Origin of the sequence: Amylibacter marinus (genome assembly GCF_030160015.1) — a bacterium.
GTDB classification, from domain to species: Bacteria; Pseudomonadota; Alphaproteobacteria; order Rhodobacterales; family Rhodobacteraceae; genus Amylibacter; species Amylibacter marinus.
On record NZ_BSNN01000008.1, the window covers coordinates 106,989 to 123,914 of the forward strand.

The window sequence follows — 16,926 nt, forward strand, 5'->3', positions numbered from 1 at the left end:
TAAACGTTTCCTACAGCCCCATAGACCATGTGTATGCTATTAGGTCACAATGCACCATATACTGAACACGCCAAGGTACGAAATTCTTTGCTAGGGCCGGGATAAATGTTAACCAATGCGTGGTGCGGTAATCTGTAGCCAGAAAAGACGATAGAGGCTCTAGTGGAAAACAACGATCAATTAAGCGAAATCAGAACACGTATTTTAGCAGACCCAGATGCTCTGTTAAATGATCAAGAGGTCATGCGCGCCTTGGTCAGCGCGTCCGATCCCAGCGCCAATAACAACGTAATCGACCTGAAATCGGTGGTTTTGCGTCGACTAGAGGAACGTCTTGATGAAATGGAAGGGCAGAAAAGCACCATCCTATCGGCGGCCTATGAAAATATCTCGACCACAAATCAGGTGCATCGTGCAATCCTAGAGGTTCTTGGCCCCAATACTTTCACTGGTTTTTTAGAATTCCTGCGCGGCCCTTGGGCCGAAAGTCTTCAGGTTAGCGTGGCGCGTTTGTGCCTAGAGGCTCCAGCTGTGCCCCTAACCGATATGCCTCCTCTTCAGCGCGAGTTTGGTCCCGGTGTTGTTTTTCTTCAGCGCGGCGAAATTGATTATTACATCACCCTAGGGCGCGATACCGCAGCGCGTCCAATCACCCTACGCCAAGTGAAAAAGGGTGTGCCAAAAATCCACGGGGTTCATGCCGAAAACATCCGATCAGAGGCCTTGCTTAAAATTGACCTAGGGCCCGGGAATCGCCCTGGGATGATCATGCTGGGCAGTGACAACCCCGATCAGTTTGTGCCAAATATGGGCACGGATTTACTGGTGTTTTATGGTTCGGTATTCGAGCGTCTGGTACAATCCTGGCTGGCGCATGAGTGACACCCTAGAGGCGCATCAGCTGATGGATGAGTGGCTCTTGCATCTTAGGGGCATCAATGGTGCGGCCGAGAAAACAATATCGGCCTACCGCCAAGACGTGGCAGCATTTCTAGGGTTTATCACCACGCACAAGGGCATGGGCTGTTCAAAGGCCGCATTGGCCTCTATAGATATTAAGGATATGCGCGCATGGATGGCTGCCTCTCGCCGCGCTGGGTTGGGGGCGCGGTCACTGGCGCGGGCGCTTTCCTCGGTGAAATCCTTCTATCGGTGGCTGGGCGAACAATTTAACCTGCCGATCACTTCGGTTCTGGCTACGCGAGCGCCAAAATTTGAGAAGCCGCTTCCCCGCCCCGTAGAGGCAAATGCCGCCAAAGCCTTGATTGACTGTGTAGAGATACAGGCCAAGCAAGGCTGGGTGGGCGCGCGCGATGTAGCTGTGATGACGTTGCTCTATGGGTGTGGCATGCGGATATCCGAAGCGCTGGGTCTAAACGGAGATGCGGCCCCCCTGCCCGACAGTCTGAAAATTATGGGCAAGGGCGGAAAACAGCGGCTGATACCAGTGCTGCCGATCGCCAAACAGGCGGTTCAGACCTATCTGCGCCTATGCCCGCACCCCCAAGAGGCCGATCAACCCTTATTTCGCGGGGTGCGTGGCGGGCGTCTTAATCCGCGCGCAATCCAAAAGGTGATGGAACAGTCGCGCATGCAACTGGGACTGCCAGCATCCGCAACCCCCCATGCTATGCGCCACAGCTTTGCCACCCATCTGCTTGAGGCGGGTGGGGATCTGCGCAGTATTCAGGAATTGCTAGGCCATGCGTCACTTACCAGTACTCAGGCCTATACAGCAATCAACCAAGCCCATTTGATGGAAGTCTATCGCAAAACCCATCCCTCCGGGTCTTAGCCCTTGAAAAGCCGTATATATTTGGTAGGTGTTTGCCTATGACACTTCGTATCAAGGCGCTTGGCGTACATTACCTAACGGCCACTGGGGCCGTTTTTGCCATGCTGGCACTGCTGGCCGCGGTTGATCTGATGTGGGATATGATGTTCCTGTGGTTGGTGGTTGCGTTTTTCGTAGATGGCATCGATGGGCCATTGGCGCGCAGATACAACGTAAAAGAGAATGCCCGCGAATACGATGGGGTATTGCTTGATTTGATTATCGACTATCTGACATATGTGTTCATCCCAGCATTTGCCTTGTTTAAATCGGGCCTGTTCAATGGATGGACCGGATGGGCGGCGATTATCATAATCACATTTGCCTCCGCCCTTTACTTCGCCGATACCCGTATGAAAACCAGAGACAATAGCTTTGCAGGTTTTCCTGGGTGTTGGAATATGTTTGCCGTGGTGATTTTTGCCACCAAACCCAATTTCTGGATTATTTTTGCACTGGTGGTTGTCCTGTCTCTATCCATGGGAACGCGGCTAAAATTCATCCATCCCGTGCGTACAAAACGCTGGCGCACCATCAGCCTTCCCATCGCCCTGTTGTGGACAGTATTGGCGGGCATCTGTGCATGGACCAATTTTCAAGCAGGGCCAATAGTGACAGTGCTGTTATCCGCCAGCTCGCTCTACCTTTTGTTTGTTGGGATGGTTCAGCAACTGATCCCCGCAAGGGCTAAAAAGCCCGCATAATCACAATGCCAGCCAAAATCACACAAGCCGCCAGTATCTTGGTGCGATCTGCAGTTTCCCCAAGGAAAACCACCCCGATCAAAACCGCGAACAACACAGACGTTTCGCGCAGTGCTGTGACGATCGCAATCGGCGCCTTGGTCATCGCCCAGACAGCTATCCAATAGGCCCCAACCGAGGCCATGCCGGCGAATAACCCAAGGGTCAATACGCGCCAATTTCTGGGCAACAGCCCGCGACCCCGCCGCGCAATACCCCACCCCGTAAACAAACAGGCATCCAAGAAGAACAGCCACCCCACATACCCAGAGACAGAGCCAGACAAGCGCGCACCCATGCCATCGGATATGGAATACCCCGCCGTACCCAGCGCCGCCATCAGGGCAAATGGCACCAACGTCGCCGCCTCTCGGTTGGCAAAAACACCCCGCGCCATCATAAAAATCCCCAGACCAACCGCAACGATCCCACAGGCCTCAATCAGGCGCAAGGTATCAGATAAAAGCAGAGCAGAAATACCCAGCACCACCAATGGCGCAGTGCCGCGCGCAATTGGGTAAACCCGACTAAGATCACCGCGATGGTACGCCCCCGTTAGAAACGCCTTGTACCACAGATGAAACCCAACCGATGCCGCCAACCAGCCCAGAGCCGCGGGGCTGGGCGCAGGAAACACCATGATCATACCCGCCCCGATCACCCCATGGGCAACAGACAACAGGACCATACCCTGAAACTTGTCTTCGCCAAATTTTATGATGGCGTTCCAGCCCGCATGTAACAGGGCCGCAAAAATGACCGCCGCGAATACCCCAGAGGTCATATCAACAATCCCGCGCCCTCGAATTTCAGAAACCAGACCTTGGTTTCCACCCCCCCTGCCCCAGAATACCCCCCCAGCGTATCCGCGCCCAGCACACGGTGGCAGGGAATGATCAACGGTATTGGATTGGCGCCACAGGCATTTCCCACCGCCTGAGCAGCACCACCTACCTCATCCGCTATCTGGCCATAGGTGCGGGTATGACCAAATTTTATCCCATTGATTTGATCCAAAACCTGGGCTTGGAATTCCGTTACATCTGGGGCCAAGGGCAGGTCAAAATTCTCAAGGCGGCGATCAAAAAAAGCGCTGACCTGTGCCAACGCTTCTTTTAATACATCTGATCGCGTTCCCGCATTTTGGCCACGCCAATTTAGATGCGTAATCGCACCGCCCTGTTCCGTTATCGCCAACTGGCCAAGCGGGGTTAGGACGGTGCCAATATTCATCCCAGCGCGTCGCTACAGCGCTTGCAGCAGCCAACGTGGGCATGTTGACCAACGTCTGGCAAAACTTTCCAACAGCGCTGGCATTTTTCGCCCTCGGCCTTGGCAAATTGCACAGAAACGCCCTCGGTGCCATCTAGGGTAAATCCGTTCGAAACTGCGCCCAGTTCAACCCCAGATGTGATGCAGATATCATCAAACTCGATTGAGCCAACCAAATCCTTCACGCTGCTATCATCGATTTGAACCACCGGAGCGGCCTCTAGGGACGAACCGATAGTTTTCTCGCGGCGCTCGATTTCCAAGGCCCCAGTAACAACGCGGCGCACAGAGCGTATCGCATCCCATTTAGCCGCCAATTCGGCATCTTTCCAAGAGGCAGGTGTTTTGGGGAAATCTGTTAGATGGATAGAGGACTCATCTGCGCCGTAGCGTTCCAACCATGCCTCTTCCATCGTAAACACCAAAATGGGTGCCAACCATGCGGTCATGCGGTGGAACAAGATATCCAGTACCGTACGCGCGGAGCGGCGGCGATTTGTATCGCCATCACAGTACAAAACATCTTTGCGGATATCGAAGTAGAATGCCGATAGATCCAATGTGGCAAAATTAAACACTGCCTGCCAAACCGCATTGAAATCAAAGGCGCGATAGCTGGTCTGAATCTGCTCGTCCAATTCAGCCAAGCGGTGCAGTACCCAGCGTTCCAGCTCGGGCATATCGGCCGGGTCTGTGCGGTCTGCCTCGGTGAAATCACCCAAAGAGCCTAGCATATAGCGCATGGTATTGCGCAGGCGACGATAGCTATCCGCTACCCCTTTTAGGATTTCTGGGCCAATACGCTGGTCGGCGGTGTAATCTGTTTGGGCCACCCACAGGCGTGCGATATCTGCACCGTATTGTTTCACGATTTGATCTGGTGAAATGGTATTGCCGATGGATTTGGACATTTTCATGCCCTTTTCATCCAGCGTAAACCCATGTGTTACCACGTTTTTATAGGGCGCGCGCCCCTTGGTACCACAGGCCTGTAGTAGCGATGAATGGAACCAGCCGCGGTGCTGATCGGTGCCTTCCATATAGACATCTGCGATTCCATCTTCGGTGCCATCTTCGCGATCACGCAGAACAAATGCATGGGTCGAGCCACTGTCAAACCACACATCCAAAACATCAAACACCTGATCGTAATCGGCTGGATCAGCGATGCCACCAAGAACCTTTTCCTTGAACCCCTCTTCAAACCACACATCAGCGCCATGCTCTTCAAACTCGGCCTTAATACGGGCATTCAGTTCTGCATTGCGCAACAGGTAATCTGCATCCGTTGGCAATGCCCCCACCTTGGTGAAACAAGTTAGCGGCACACCCCATGCACGTTGGCGAGATAATACCCAATCTGGGCGATCAGAGATCATCGCATGCAAGCGGTTGCGACCCTTTTGCGGGGTCCATTGAACCAGCTCGTCGATAGAGCGCAGGGCGCGTTCGCGGATCGTGTCGCCGTAATCGCCCATACCGTCATCCATTTTGCGGTCTACAGATGCAAACCACTGTGGGGTATTGCGATAGATGATCGGGGCCTTAGAACGCCACGAATGCGGATAAGAGTGCTTGATCTTGCCACGGGCCAACAGGCCACCAACCTCGACCAATTTGTCGATCACGGCCTTGTTCGCATCACCCTCACCGCCCTTGCGGTTCAGGATGTATTTACCACCGAAAAACGGTAAATCGGCGCGAAAACCACCATCATCCATAACGTTGTAGGTGATAACCTTCTCTAGCATGCCCAGATCGCGGTATAATTCGAATTCCTCCATACCGTGAGAGGGTGCGCAATGCACAAAACCCGTACCCTCGGTATCGGTTACAAAATCTGCGGCGCGAAAATCGCGCGGCTGATCCCATTCACCACCTGAACCATCAGTGCCAGCAAGTGGGTGAGAGAGTTCAATGTTGGTCAGTTCATCAGCGCCGACACTACGCAGACGCGTATACTGGCCCTCTTCTAAACGCGCCTTTTTAAAGACATCATCGGCCAAATTATCCGCCAAAAGGTATTTATCACCTACAGACAACCAGCATTCATCCGGCGTGCCGGTAACCTCGTAGAGACCATAATCAATGCCAGCCCCAAAAACCACCGCCTTGTTGGACGGGATTGTCCACGGCGTTGTTGTCCAGATCACCACAAAGGCATCGTTCAAGTCAGCGTTGCCGCTCACCTTAAACTTCACCCAGATCGTGTGACTCTCTTTGTCATGGTACTCGACCTCGGCCTCGGCCAATGCGGTTTTCTCGACCGGCGACCACATAACAGGCTTAGAACCTTGGTACAGGGTGCCATTCATCAGGAATTTCATGAACTCATCCGCGATCACCGCTTCGGCGTGATAATCCATCGTCAGATAGGGGTTTTCCCAGTTACCCGTAATGCCCAAGCGCTTGAACTCTTTGCGCTGTACGCCAACCCATTCTTCGGCAAAGGCACGACATTCACGGCGGAAATCCACCACATTTACGTCGTCTTTATTCTTGCCCTTCTTGCGGTATTTCTCTTCGATCTTCCACTCGATCGGCAGGCCATGACAATCCCAGCCAGGAACATAGCGCGCATCATGTCCCATCATTTGATGGCTACGCACGATGATATCCTTGATTGTTTTGTTTAGCGCGTGCCCGATATGCAGATGCCCGTTGGCATAGGGGGGGCCATCGTGCAGCACAAACGGCGTGCGGTTATCTGATTTGCCTTTTTCGCGCAGGCGATCGTAAACACCGATCTTTTCCCATCGCGCCAGCCACGTTGGTTCGCGTTTGGGTAGGCCCGCGCGCATAGGGAAATCTGTTTTAGGCAGGTTGATTGTTTCTTTGTATTCGGGAGTGTCAGCACACATTTGAAAGTCCAGTCAGTGAGGATATTGGGTTTGAAGCGGCGCGAAAATCAACACCTTTTCCCGACAGTTCTGGAAGATCAGAACGTCGGGCTGATAATTCGAATAGCGATTGCGAATATATGTCCCATGGGCGCTTTATACTGTGTCATTTTGGGGGCGTCTAGCCTAGAACGATATCTAGCAATTTCGGTTTTAGGGGCAGAGATGAAGATCGCGATACTTGGCTGTGGTATTGGGGGGCTGGCGGCGGCGATTTTCGCCCAAAGGGCTGGGTTCAACGTATCCTTGTTTGACCAATTTGATCAGCCCCAACCGGTGGGGTCTGGGTTGGTTATTCAACCGATTGGACAGCACGTACTAGATCGGATCGGGGTCTTAGATGATGCAATTGCCCGTGGAGCCAAGGGCTATCATATGCTTGGACACGATGCCCGATCAAAGATCAAGGTTTTGGATGTATCCTATGGGCCGATGGGGCGCGATATGTTTGGGCTGGGCATACATCGCGCCGCCCTTTTTGATATCCTGCTTGGCGCGCTAAAAAGCTCAGGCGCCGAAGTGATCAACAACCACAGGGTGGCGTCCAGCACGCTGGTCGAGGATGCGCGGTATCTACACTTTCACAACGGTGCAGAAATCGGGCCATTTGATCTGGTGATCGATGCCACGGGGGCAGGTTCTCCAATCAGCCCACTGCGCGCAAAACCGCTAAAATACAGCGCCATCTGGGGTACGGTTGATTGGCCCGATAGCACCTGCCTGAACCAGAATATGTTACAACAACGCTATCGCCGCGCCTCAAAGATGATTGGCATTCTGCCAATTGGCCTAATCCCCAATGACCCAACCCCAAAAGCCGCGCTTTTCTATTCCATGCCAAGGGCAGGCTATGGCGCATGGCGCGATGCACCTTTGCGCGATTGGCAATCTGAGGCGCGCGCCCTGTGGCCCGCACTCGACCCGTTTATCAGTCAGATCACATCCCACGATCAAATGACCTTTGCACAATACAGCCACGGCACATTGCGCCGCCCCTTTGCAACGCGACTGGTGCATATTGGCGATGCCGCGCATCGCGCCAGCCCACAGCTAGGCCAAGGGGCCAATATGGCGCTGGTGGATGCAGATACCTTGATCACATGTTTGCAAAACCATTCACCACCACACGCCTTGGCGGCCTATGCCCGCGCTCGCCGCTGGCATATCGAAACCTACCAAGCGCTAAGTTGGCTGTTTACCCCAATGTATCAATCCGATAGCCGCCTGTTGCCGTTGCTGCGCGATCGCATACTAGCCCCGCTAAGCACCCGACAGCCGGCGCGCGGTTTGTTGACACGCCTTGTCACTGGCACATTGATCGCGCCGACCTTCGGCCTTAGGAGCCGCTAGGCCAGTAAGGCGGCCATCAGTTTTTGATCCTTGACCACTTGTTTCAGGGTATAGTTATCCAGCACCTCGTAGAATGCCTGTTGAGCGCGCTGTAACGGCCCACGCAGCCCGCATTGAGCAAAGGCTGCGCAATCTGCCCCATCCTTTGCGAAACATTCAGCAACGGGCACATCCCCGGTTAGGTGGCGTACCACCGCCCCAATGTTAATATGATCGGCAGGCGTTGCGAGCACCAATCCCCCTGTGCGCCCTCGCCCCGAAATTACAAATCCGCCTTTGACCAAGGCGGATGCCACCTTGGCCACATGGTGTTCTGAGATGTCAAAACTTGCTGCAATCTGAGTGACCGAAACCCGTAGGGGATGGCATGCGGCTAGGTGCATCAGCACTCGTAACCCATAATCTGTAAACTTGCTTAACTGCATACAATATATTTAGCATTTACATTGCGGAATTAAAAGCGTATTTATTACGCATAATAAATACGCAATTAAAGGCAAGCCATGACTTTTGCAAATAAAATAGGGGATCTGGTGTTGTTGCCCGGCACTGTGATGTGTCGATATTTCAAGATCAACCCAGAGGATGAGATGGGCTTGATGCGCTCTTTCTTTAATTTTCTGTTCTGGTTACCATTGGGAATTCTGGCAATCTATCTATATGTCTAGCGCTCTTACCCCCCCAAATCCGATAACGCGTTCGGATATTTCCCGTGTTGTTAAGTCATTTTATTCCAAGGTAAGAACAGACCCCCAACTAAGCGCGGTATTTGCTCAGTCCATTCCTGCAGATCATTGGCCTGCGCATGAAGATAAAATCACAGATTTTTGGGCCAACGCGATCCTGCAAGAACGCAGATATTCCGGCAACCCTTTACAGGTCCACAGGGCTCAAGGGCATATCCAGCCAGAACATTTCGCGATATGGCTTGACCTGTTCGATCAAACCTTGGCTGAAATCCTACCCAGCCAACATGCTGCGGCATTTTCAAAATTGGCCCATCGCATTGGCGCCAGCCTGCGCATGGGAATGGAACCACCGAAGGCGCAGGGAATTCCTAGCCTAGGTTAACCGCCCCTCGGGAATAACCCTGTCAATGCACTGGAAATTACGGCCGTAACGCGCGGTTTTTGTTCTGGACTAAAGGCCATCGGGCGGCAAACCTCCATGGTGGCAATGCCGACCCGCACGGTTAATGCGCCATTGATCACGCCCTCGCCGAATCTTCTGGAAATTTTGGATAACACTCCACCACCTGCAAGGCTGGTAATCATATCATCCCCAATCGCCACCGCACCCGTCGCCAGTAAATGCGTAAAGACCATACGAAACAGCCGCCAAGATCCCAAAACCCCCGCCCGTGCTCCATAGATCTCTGAAATGCGGCGAATCATGCGCATATTGGTGGTTAGGGCAGCCAAAACATCCAACAATGCTAGCGGCACTATGATAGTGGCCCCAGCCACCGTTTTGGCCGCCGCTTCAATCTCGCCAAGTGCCGCGCGATCCAACGGGGCCACCAACTCCGTCTCGATATGCAAAAGCGCCGCTGATGCATCTAAATGCTCGTCTTTTCGCTCTTTATACTTGGCAATATGCCACTCCATTTCACCGCGGTGACGCATCGATTTTACAAGCAACGCCCCAAATTTCTGTGCCCCATCGCGGCTTTCGTTCTGGTGGGCATGCCTGGCCTTATCGCGCAAATCATCTACATGCCTCAATCGAAGATACCCGCGTAATTCTCCCCAGAAAAACAGCAACGCGCAGGCCACTAAAACACCCAACAGCACCACTCCAAACCGGCCAAGCCAAATATTACGCGCCATCAACCCCGCAACGAAATCCCAAAATGCTAAAGATAGGGCAAACCCGATAAATATCCCCAACACCCAAAGAAACACGCGCATCGCCAAGGATCTCCGAGCAGAAACCACATGGCTGGCGCGGATCATCGCGGGGGCATCGGCTATGCGGTCCTCGATTACGGGAGCATCTGCGGGTGACAATTCGGTCTCATCCGCTGAAAGGATTACTGGGCGTTTTTGTGACACTTCACTCATTGCAATTTGTCCCCGATCAGGAATTCAATGGCGCGATCCAAGCGTATATGCGGTGGGCCATCACCCGCGCGTAAATTGTTTTTGGCTGGCAGAAAACGCGTTGCTTGATACTCTGCGTTCAGCCATGCGGCCTGGTCTGGATCAGCTAGCAATACTTGTTTGGGATCTTCGGGTAATTCCCCTGCATAGATCACCGCCTGTTTTCCCGTTTCCATCACACGGCCGCGCACGGCATCTAGTGTCTGCCCTTGATGCTGAATGCGTTGTTCCACGGTGGTGCGCAGCGCGGCCAAGGCGAGGCTTTGGGTTTGAGCGCCGCTGAATTCTGCGCGATCCGATGCATCCGTCAACAATGCGTCGGTGATGCGCGACATGGCGCCATGTTGGGAATGATGCAAATGATCCGCCTTGGTGGCTGCAAACAATATTCGATCAACCGAGCGACCAAACAAAAAAGAAAACATCCCGTTTTTCCCCACCTTAAAACACGTTAGTACATCCACCATGGTTTGGCGCAGATCATGCACCGCCGCAGGCCCCGAGGCCATGGCACCCAAAACATCCATCAACACAACTTGGCGATCAATTCCCGCTAGATGATCTCTGAAAAATGGCTTGATCACACGCGATTTATAGCTCTCGAACCTGCGCTCGAATGCATGATACAATGATCCCTTTTTCCCGCCACCTAACAGCGGCGCAAAGGTCAACACGGGCGAGCCCTCTAGCTCGGCAGGTAACAAAAAGCGTCCCGGGCTACAGGACGCTAGCCCTGCATCATGACTATGCCGCAGATAATCGGTGTAGGCGCCGGCGACTGTCTGGGCCATAGTTTCGTCCAAGGGGGCGTCTGGATCAATTTCCAACTGGCGCCATGCTTGGCTGAATTTCGCGCGGCGCGTTGATTTGGCCTGCTCAATCGCCTGTTGAGACCATTGCTGGTAGCTTTGTTTCAGCATCGGTAAATCCAGCAGCCATTCGCCAGGATAGTCGACAATATCCAAATGTACTAAATGTGTGCGGCGCATCCCTGAGAAAAACCCCTGAGGGTGGATTTTGAAGGTCAGGCGTAACTGGCTGATGGCGCGGGTGGATTGCGGCCATTTGGGGGCCTCATTGGTGCCCAATATATCGCCAAGATGCTGTTCGTAGGCAAATCTCGGCAGGGTATCATTCGGTTGTGGACGCAGGTAAACACCCGCTAGAGAACCACGTGCAATAGCAGGCACCTGTGTCAGGCGACCCCGTTCCAGAAGATTGGCAATCAGGCTGGTGATAAATACGGTTTTGCCCGCCCGCGATAGGCCCGTGACACCCAGCCGTATCGTGGTTTCAAACATGCGCTCTTGCGCGTTCTCCAATATATTCTGCACGCAACTTCCTTACTGGTGTTCGAGGCTAACCTAATCATTCCCCTTGCCTATGCCTAGTACCCCTTGGCAAATCCATATTTTGGGTCTATCGCAGGGCCATGCCAAATTATGCGATAAAAATAGAATATGATGGCCGCCCCTATCACGGATGGCAACGCCAGCGCGATGTGCCATCTGTTCAGGGCACAATCGAGGACGCCCTGTCTAAAATATGCCCAACACCCGTAGAAATTCAGGGCGCGGGGCGTACCGACAAGGGGGTGCATGCCTTGGGCCAAGTTGCCCATGTGCATCTGGACAAAGAGTGGCAACCCTTTCGCCTGAATGAGGCGTTGAATTTCCACCTGCGCCCAGCGCCCATTTCCATTACCGCCTGTGCGCAGGTAGATAATGATTTCCATGCCCGTTTTGGTGCAATAGAGCGGCGCTATGTGTTTCGTCTGGTCTCGCGGCGCGCGCCCGTTGTTGTAGATGCGGGTTGGGTATGGCAGGTGGCCTATGGCCTGGATATCGACAAAATGCGTGCAGGTGCTGCCCATCTAATCGGGAAGCATGATTTCACCACGTTTCGGTCTAGTATTTGTCAAGCGCAAAGCCCTGTGAAGTCCTTGGATGAGTTGAGTATCGAGGAAATACCATCGCGCACGGGGATCGAATACCGCTTTACCATCCGCGCACGCAGTTTTCTGCATAACCAAGTGCGCAGTTTTGTTGGCACATTAGAGCGCGTGGGCGCAGGCGCATGGCACCCAGATCAGGTGCGTGAGGCGCTAGACGCCAAAGAACGTGCGGCATGTGGGCCGGTCTGCCCTGGGCATGGGCTGTACCTAGACGAGGTCATTTACCAAACTGACCCCTTTGCAGGCCCTTAGGATTAACTGATCACGACCTCTTGTTGCGAATGATTATCATTCCTATTTACAGCTAAGACTAATTCTCATATGCAAGTGTCAAATCAGACCGAATAGGATAAAATATGCCCAAAACAGCACAGCGCCTTCTGAAAACCGCCCTTGGTGCATTCTGCGCGGGCCTTCTGGCAACAGGCGCCATTGCAGATGGTGATAAATTCAAGGCCGTTACCACCTTTACTGTGATTGCCGATATGGCGCGCAATGTGGCCGGCGATGCCGCCATCGTCGAAAGCATAACCAAGGCAGGTGCAGAAATTCACGGGTACCAACCAACCCCTCGCGACATTATCCGCGCCCAAGATGCGGATCTGATCCTGTGGAATGGATTGAATTTAGAGCTGTGGTACCAACAGTTTTTTGCCAATCTATCGGATGTGCCCAGTGCCACATTGACTGCTGGAATTGCTCCAATGAGCATTGCGGAGGGTGAATATCAAGACAAACCCAATCCCCATGCATGGATGAGCCTATCTGGTGCATTGATTTATGTGGATAACATCCGCGATGCATTTGTGGCTCATGATCCAGATAATGCAGAGATTTATAACGCCAATGCCGCGGCCTACAAAACCCAAATAACCGAGGCCATTGCCCCGCTGAAACGCGACATATTGGCCATACCCGCGGATCAGCGCTGGCTGGTGTCCTGTGAAGGCGCCTTTAGCTATCTAGCACGGGATTTTGAAATGCAGGAATTGTATTTATGGCCCATCAACGCGGATGCACAAGGAACCCCACAACAGGTACGCAAGGTCATTGATGGGGTGCGCACCAATGGTATTCCAGCTGTTTTCTGTGAAAGCACGGTTTCCCAAGCACCTGCCAAGCAGGTCGCACGCGAAACTGGTGCTAAATACGGTGGTGTTCTGTATGTAGATAGCCTAACCGAGGCAGATGGCCCCGTTCCGACATATCTAGACCTGCTGCGCGTTACATCTCAGACCTTGCTGCAGGGTCTTTCTAAATGAGCACCCCGCACGCAGGATCGGGCATCTCGGCACGCGACGTGACCGTTACCTATCGCAATGGCAATACGGCCCTGCGTGATGCGACATTCGAGGTGCCCAGCGGCACCATTACCGCATTGGTTGGTGTGAATGGCGCGGGAAAATCCACACTCTTTAAGGCCATCATGGGCTTTGTTCCCGCTGCCAAGGGCCAGATTTCAGTACTCGGCATGCCAGTTAAACAGGCCCTTAGCCAGAACTTGGTTGCCTATGTTCCGCAAGCAGAGGAAGTCGATTGGACCTTCCCTGTTTTGGTCGAGGATGTGGTGATGATGGGTCGCTATGGCCATATGGGTTTTTTGCGCCGCCCGAAGGCCGATGATCATACAGCCGTAACGCAATCCCTTGCCCGTGTGGGCATGACCGAATTTCGCCATCGTCAAATCGGCGAGTTATCCGGTGGTCAACGTAAACGCGTCTTCTTAGCGCGGGCATTGGCCCAAGAGGGGCAGGTGATCCTGTTGGACGAGCCCTTTACCGGTGTGGATGTCCAGACAGAGGACGCCATCGTCAAGCTGCTACGCGAAATGCGCGACGAGGGACGTGTGATGTTGGTGTCGACCCATAATCTGGGCTCAGTACCCGAATTTTGCGACCGAACAGTATTGGTAAAAGAAACAGTTCTTGCCTATGGCCCCACTGAAGAAACTTTTACCCGTGATAACCTAGAAATCGCCTTCGGCGGGGTCTTGCGCCATTTCGTTCTTGGGGGGGCAGATTTGCACGATGATGATGATGCACGCAAAGTACATGTAATCACCGATGACGAGCGCCCATTTGTGATCTACGACGACCAAAAGCAGAGCAAAAAATGATAGAGACCCTGCTTCTGCCCTTTAGCTATGGGTATATGTTTAACGCTATGTGGGTATCGGCGCTGGTGGGCGGTGTCTGTGCGTTTTTATCAGCATATTTGATGCTAAAGGGCTGGTCGCTGATTGGCGATGCCCTTAGCCATTCTATCGTTCCTGGTGTTGCGGGGGCTTATATGCTGGGCCTTCCCTTTGCCCTAGGGGCCTTTGCGGCTGGGGGATTGGCCGCGGGTACCATGTTGTTTTTAAACGCCCGCTCTGGGCTAAAAGAGGATACGATCATTGGCCTGATCTTTACCTCATTTTTCGGGCTGGGGCTGTTCATGGTATCACTTTCCCCCACATCGGTTAGCATCCAAACCATTACCATGGGCAATATCCTGGCCATTACCCCCAGTGATACGCTGCAATTGGCCCTTATTGGCCTTGTGACCTTGGCCATACTAACGGCCAAATGGAAAGATCTGATGGTTACGTTTTTTGATGAAAGCCATGCGCGATCAATCGGCATCAACACGTGGTATTTGAAGGGGGTGTTTTTCACTTTGCTCTCAGCCTCTTGTGTGGCCGCACTACAGACCGTAGGGGCGTTTTTGGTTATTGCGATGGTTGTTACGCCCGGCGCGACGGCCTATTTGCTAACGGATCGGTTTCCGCGCCTGCTGGTGCTAAGCGTTGCGATCGGTGCGGGCACCAGCTTTCTTGGTGCATATTTCAGCTTCTTCCTTGATGGGGCAACGGGGGGGTTAATTGTATCCCTGCAAACCTTGATCTTTGTTTTGGCTTTTTTCTTGGCGCCTAAGCACGGGTATTTATCCGCACGCCGCCGCGCCGCTGCCGCAGTGGAGCCCCGATAATGGAGATACTCCTACAGCCCTTTCAATTCGCCTTTATGAACAATGCGTTTTTGATGCTGGCGATCATCTCTCTGCCCACCAGTCTGCTGTCGTGCTATTTGGTGCTAAAGGGCTGGTCATTGATGGGCGATGCCATCAGTCACGCGGTTCTTCCGGGGGTCGTCTTGGCCTATCTGTTGCACATCCCCTTGATTATCGGGGCCTTTTTTGCCGGTATGGTCTGTGCGGTGGCCACTGGGTTTCTGGCCGAGAACAGCCGCGTAAAAAAAGATACCGTGATGGGAATTGTTTTCTCGGGTATGTTTGGTTTTGGGATCGTGCTCTATACGAAAATCACCAGTGACGTGCATTTGGATCACATCCTGTTTGGCAATATGCTGGGCGTCAGCGCGGGCGATCTGATGACATCGGCGCTGATCTCAGCGGCCGTAGCCTTTGTGGTAATTGCCAAGCGACGCGATTTCTTGTTGCATGCCTTTGACCCGATACAAGCACAGGCGGTTGGCCTTCGGGTTGCTTGGCTGCACTATGGTCTCTTAACCCTAATTTCGCTCACCATTGTGGCCACGCTTAGTTCTGTTGGCATCATTCTGTCCATTGGTCTGCTGATAGCCCCTGGTGCGATTGCCTTTCTGCTGACTAAGAGGTTTGAGCATATGCTACCCCTAGCGGTTCTGGTCACGATGATCTCTGGGTTTCTGGGTGTCTATGCCAGCTTCTATCTCGACAGCGCGCCTGCCCCGACCATCATATTGGTTTTGACCGTGATTTTCATTGCGGCCTTTGTGCGTACAAATATACGTATGCGACGCCTTCAGTCCACCTAAGCTGGTGCACGTAGATCACGCAGCGAAACCGCGAACTCAGCGCGAAAAGCCCGCGCAAGCGAAGCCCCCGATGCATAGCCACAACGCAGGGCAATCTGTTCCTGCGACAAGCCCGTGCCCAGCACCAGATCTCGCGCTTTTTGCAAACGGAACAGGCGATAATACTTCCCCACAGATAGTCCCAACTCGCGCTGGAAGGCGCGATTTAGCCCACACTCTGAAACCCCAACCTGTGCCGCCAGTTCAAAGGTGCTGAGCGGGTCTTCGATATGTTCGGCCATGACATTCAGTGCATTCAATACCTTTGGGGGCCCAGTTCGGCGCAGCACCTGTGCACCGCGCCCAAATTCATTTTGCCGCGCTGGATCATACAAAAACATATTCGATGCATCAAAGGCCGCCGCCGTGCCAAATCGCTCTTTGATCAACTCTAGGATCATCTCCAAGGCGGTACTAGCCCCACCACAACAAATGAATTGCCCCGCACGGGTAAAGCGTGCCGTGGAGACCTTGACCGCGGGAAACGCCTCTTGAAAATCTGCGAACTCTTGCCAATGGATCGTAGCGGCCTTGCCATCCAGCAACCCCGCCGATGCCAGCATCCAAGCCGCCCCATCCATGGCGATAATCGGGTCATTATGGCGCGCGACTTGGCGCAGTTTCTTTTCTAAATCGACGGTAATCTGGTCTCGAAAAAAATAACCCGATAGTAAAATCAAGGTGCGCCCTGATTGCGCGGCGTCAAATTTAGTGTCGGGCGCAATTCGTAGCCCGCTAGAGCTGCGAAGCTCTTGACCATCCAACGTGCTCACCACCCAATTCAATTTCGCCCCTTGGGCACGCATTTTCACATCACGCAATGGTTCCAGCGCACTGGCCAAAACCATGTTTGAAAAACCGTCAAACACCAGAAACTCAAAAGTATGCATAGATTTATCCGACATTTGTAAGATTTATGCCGAATTTTGATTACA

18 protein-coding genes are annotated in these 16,926 nt (G+C 53.1%); 11 read left to right on the forward strand and 7 right to left on the reverse strand.

Annotated elements, in window-relative coordinates; translation table 11 throughout:
- The first annotated feature begins 162 nt into the window (after window positions 1-162).
- From QQL62_RS11980 to QQL62_RS11990, 3 genes are read left to right on the forward strand one after another with little or no spacing between them, the layout of a single operon-like run.
- Complete coding sequence (locus tag QQL62_RS11980; protein ID WP_284379556.1) at window positions 163-882, forward strand: DUF484 family protein; 720 nt, start codon at window positions 163-165, stop codon at window positions 880-882.
- Window positions 875-1,795 (forward strand): tyrosine recombinase XerC, encoded by a 921-nt coding sequence (locus QQL62_RS11985; protein WP_284379559.1) that lies wholly within the window; start codon window positions 875-877, stop codon window positions 1,793-1,795. The genes QQL62_RS11980 and QQL62_RS11985 overlap by 8 nt, the downstream gene beginning before the upstream one ends.
- A 38-nt stretch (window positions 1,796-1,833) precedes the next feature.
- Complete coding sequence (locus QQL62_RS11990; RefSeq protein WP_284379564.1) at window positions 1,834-2,538, forward strand: CDP-alcohol phosphatidyltransferase family protein; 705 nt, start codon at window positions 1,834-1,836, stop codon at window positions 2,536-2,538.
- On the opposite strand, the gene QQL62_RS11995 is transcribed toward QQL62_RS11990, so the two are convergent.
- Genes QQL62_RS11995 through ileS form a run of 3 tightly spaced genes read right to left on the reverse strand, consistent with a single transcriptional unit; the run spans window position 2,522 to window position 6,710 of the window.
- A complete protein-coding gene (locus tag QQL62_RS11995; protein ID WP_284379566.1) occupies window positions 2,522-3,361 on the reverse strand; it encodes an EamA family transporter in 840 nt (279 codons plus the stop codon). The two genes, QQL62_RS11990 and QQL62_RS11995, sit on opposite strands and share 17 nt — an antisense overlap.
- Window positions 3,358-3,810: a methylated-DNA--[protein]-cysteine S-methyltransferase gene (locus QQL62_RS12000; RefSeq protein ID WP_284379569.1), complete on the reverse strand. Its 453-nt coding sequence runs from the start codon at window positions 3,808-3,810 to the stop codon at window positions 3,358-3,360. The genes QQL62_RS11995 and QQL62_RS12000 overlap by 4 nt, the downstream gene beginning before the upstream one ends.
- Entirely contained in the window at window positions 3,807-6,710 is a 2,904-nt protein-coding gene (gene ileS / locus QQL62_RS12005; protein ID WP_284379571.1) for an isoleucine--tRNA ligase, read from the reverse strand. The genes QQL62_RS12000 and ileS overlap by 4 nt, the downstream gene beginning before the upstream one ends.
- A gap of 204 nt (window positions 6,711-6,914) precedes the next feature.
- Between ileS and QQL62_RS12010 the strand changes: the two genes are divergently transcribed.
- Entirely contained in the window at window positions 6,915-8,099 is a 1,185-nt protein-coding gene (locus tag QQL62_RS12010) for an FAD-dependent oxidoreductase (protein WP_284379574.1), read from the forward strand.
- Here QQL62_RS12010 and QQL62_RS12015 read toward each other — a convergent pair.
- Window positions 8,096-8,524 carry an RrF2 family transcriptional regulator gene (locus QQL62_RS12015; protein WP_284379576.1) on the reverse strand — a complete coding sequence of 143 codons (429 nt, stop codon included), beginning with the start codon at window positions 8,522-8,524 and terminating at the stop codon, window positions 8,096-8,098. The two genes, QQL62_RS12010 and QQL62_RS12015, sit on opposite strands and share 4 nt — an antisense overlap.
- 78 nt (window positions 8,525-8,602) lie before the next feature.
- Here QQL62_RS12015 and QQL62_RS12020 point away from each other — a divergent pair, with 78 nt between their 5' ends.
- Window positions 8,603-8,767 carry a hypothetical protein gene (locus tag QQL62_RS12020; RefSeq protein WP_284379579.1) on the forward strand — a complete coding sequence of 55 codons (165 nt, stop codon included), beginning with the start codon at window positions 8,603-8,605 and terminating at the stop codon, window positions 8,765-8,767.
- The gene (locus QQL62_RS12025; protein ID WP_284379582.1) at window positions 8,760-9,170 is read left to right on the forward strand and encodes a group III truncated hemoglobin; all 411 of its coding nucleotides are present in this window, start codon (window positions 8,760-8,762) and stop codon (window positions 9,168-9,170) included. Before QQL62_RS12020 ends, QQL62_RS12025 begins: the two co-directional genes overlap by 8 nt.
- Here QQL62_RS12025 and QQL62_RS12030 read toward each other — a convergent pair.
- Both QQL62_RS12030 and QQL62_RS12035 read right to left on the reverse strand, forming a co-directional pair.
- Window positions 9,167-10,162, reverse strand: a complete 996-nt coding sequence (locus QQL62_RS12030) for a YcjF family protein (protein WP_284379585.1) — start codon at window positions 10,160-10,162, stop codon at window positions 9,167-9,169. The genes QQL62_RS12025 and QQL62_RS12030 overlap by 4 nt on opposite strands.
- Window positions 10,159-11,535: a YcjX family GTP-binding protein gene (locus tag QQL62_RS12035; protein ID WP_284379588.1), complete on the reverse strand. Its 1,377-nt coding sequence runs from the start codon at window positions 11,533-11,535 to the stop codon at window positions 10,159-10,161. Before QQL62_RS12035 ends, QQL62_RS12030 begins: the two co-directional genes overlap by 4 nt.
- Before the next feature lie 98 nt (window positions 11,536-11,633).
- Between QQL62_RS12035 and truA the strand changes: the two genes are divergently transcribed.
- From truA to QQL62_RS12060, 5 genes are all read left to right on the forward strand, one after another.
- Window positions 11,634-12,407: a tRNA pseudouridine(38-40) synthase TruA gene (gene truA / locus QQL62_RS12040; protein WP_284379590.1), complete on the forward strand. Its 774-nt coding sequence runs from the start codon at window positions 11,634-11,636 to the stop codon at window positions 12,405-12,407.
- A 104-nt stretch (window positions 12,408-12,511) separates the two neighbouring features.
- Entirely contained in the window at window positions 12,512-13,417 is a 906-nt protein-coding gene (locus tag QQL62_RS12045) for a metal ABC transporter substrate-binding protein (protein WP_284379594.1), read from the forward strand.
- Entirely contained in the window at window positions 13,414-14,271 is an 858-nt protein-coding gene (locus QQL62_RS12050) for a manganese/iron ABC transporter ATP-binding protein (RefSeq protein ID WP_284379597.1), read from the forward strand. The genes QQL62_RS12045 and QQL62_RS12050 overlap by 4 nt, the downstream gene beginning before the upstream one ends.
- On the forward strand, window positions 14,268-15,125 hold the full coding sequence (locus tag QQL62_RS12055; protein ID WP_284379602.1) for a metal ABC transporter permease: 858 nt from the start codon (window positions 14,268-14,270) through the stop codon (window positions 15,123-15,125). The genes QQL62_RS12050 and QQL62_RS12055 overlap by 4 nt, the downstream gene beginning before the upstream one ends.
- Window positions 15,125-15,952: a metal ABC transporter permease gene (locus tag QQL62_RS12060; protein WP_284379604.1), complete on the forward strand. Its 828-nt coding sequence runs from the start codon at window positions 15,125-15,127 to the stop codon at window positions 15,950-15,952. Before QQL62_RS12055 ends, QQL62_RS12060 begins: the two co-directional genes overlap by 1 nt.
- On the opposite strand, the gene QQL62_RS12065 is transcribed toward QQL62_RS12060, so the two are convergent.
- Entirely contained in the window at window positions 15,949-16,881 is a 933-nt protein-coding gene (locus tag QQL62_RS12065) for a GlxA family transcriptional regulator (protein WP_284379606.1), read from the reverse strand. The genes QQL62_RS12060 and QQL62_RS12065 overlap by 4 nt on opposite strands.
- Window positions 16,882-16,926: the final 45 nt, after the last annotated feature.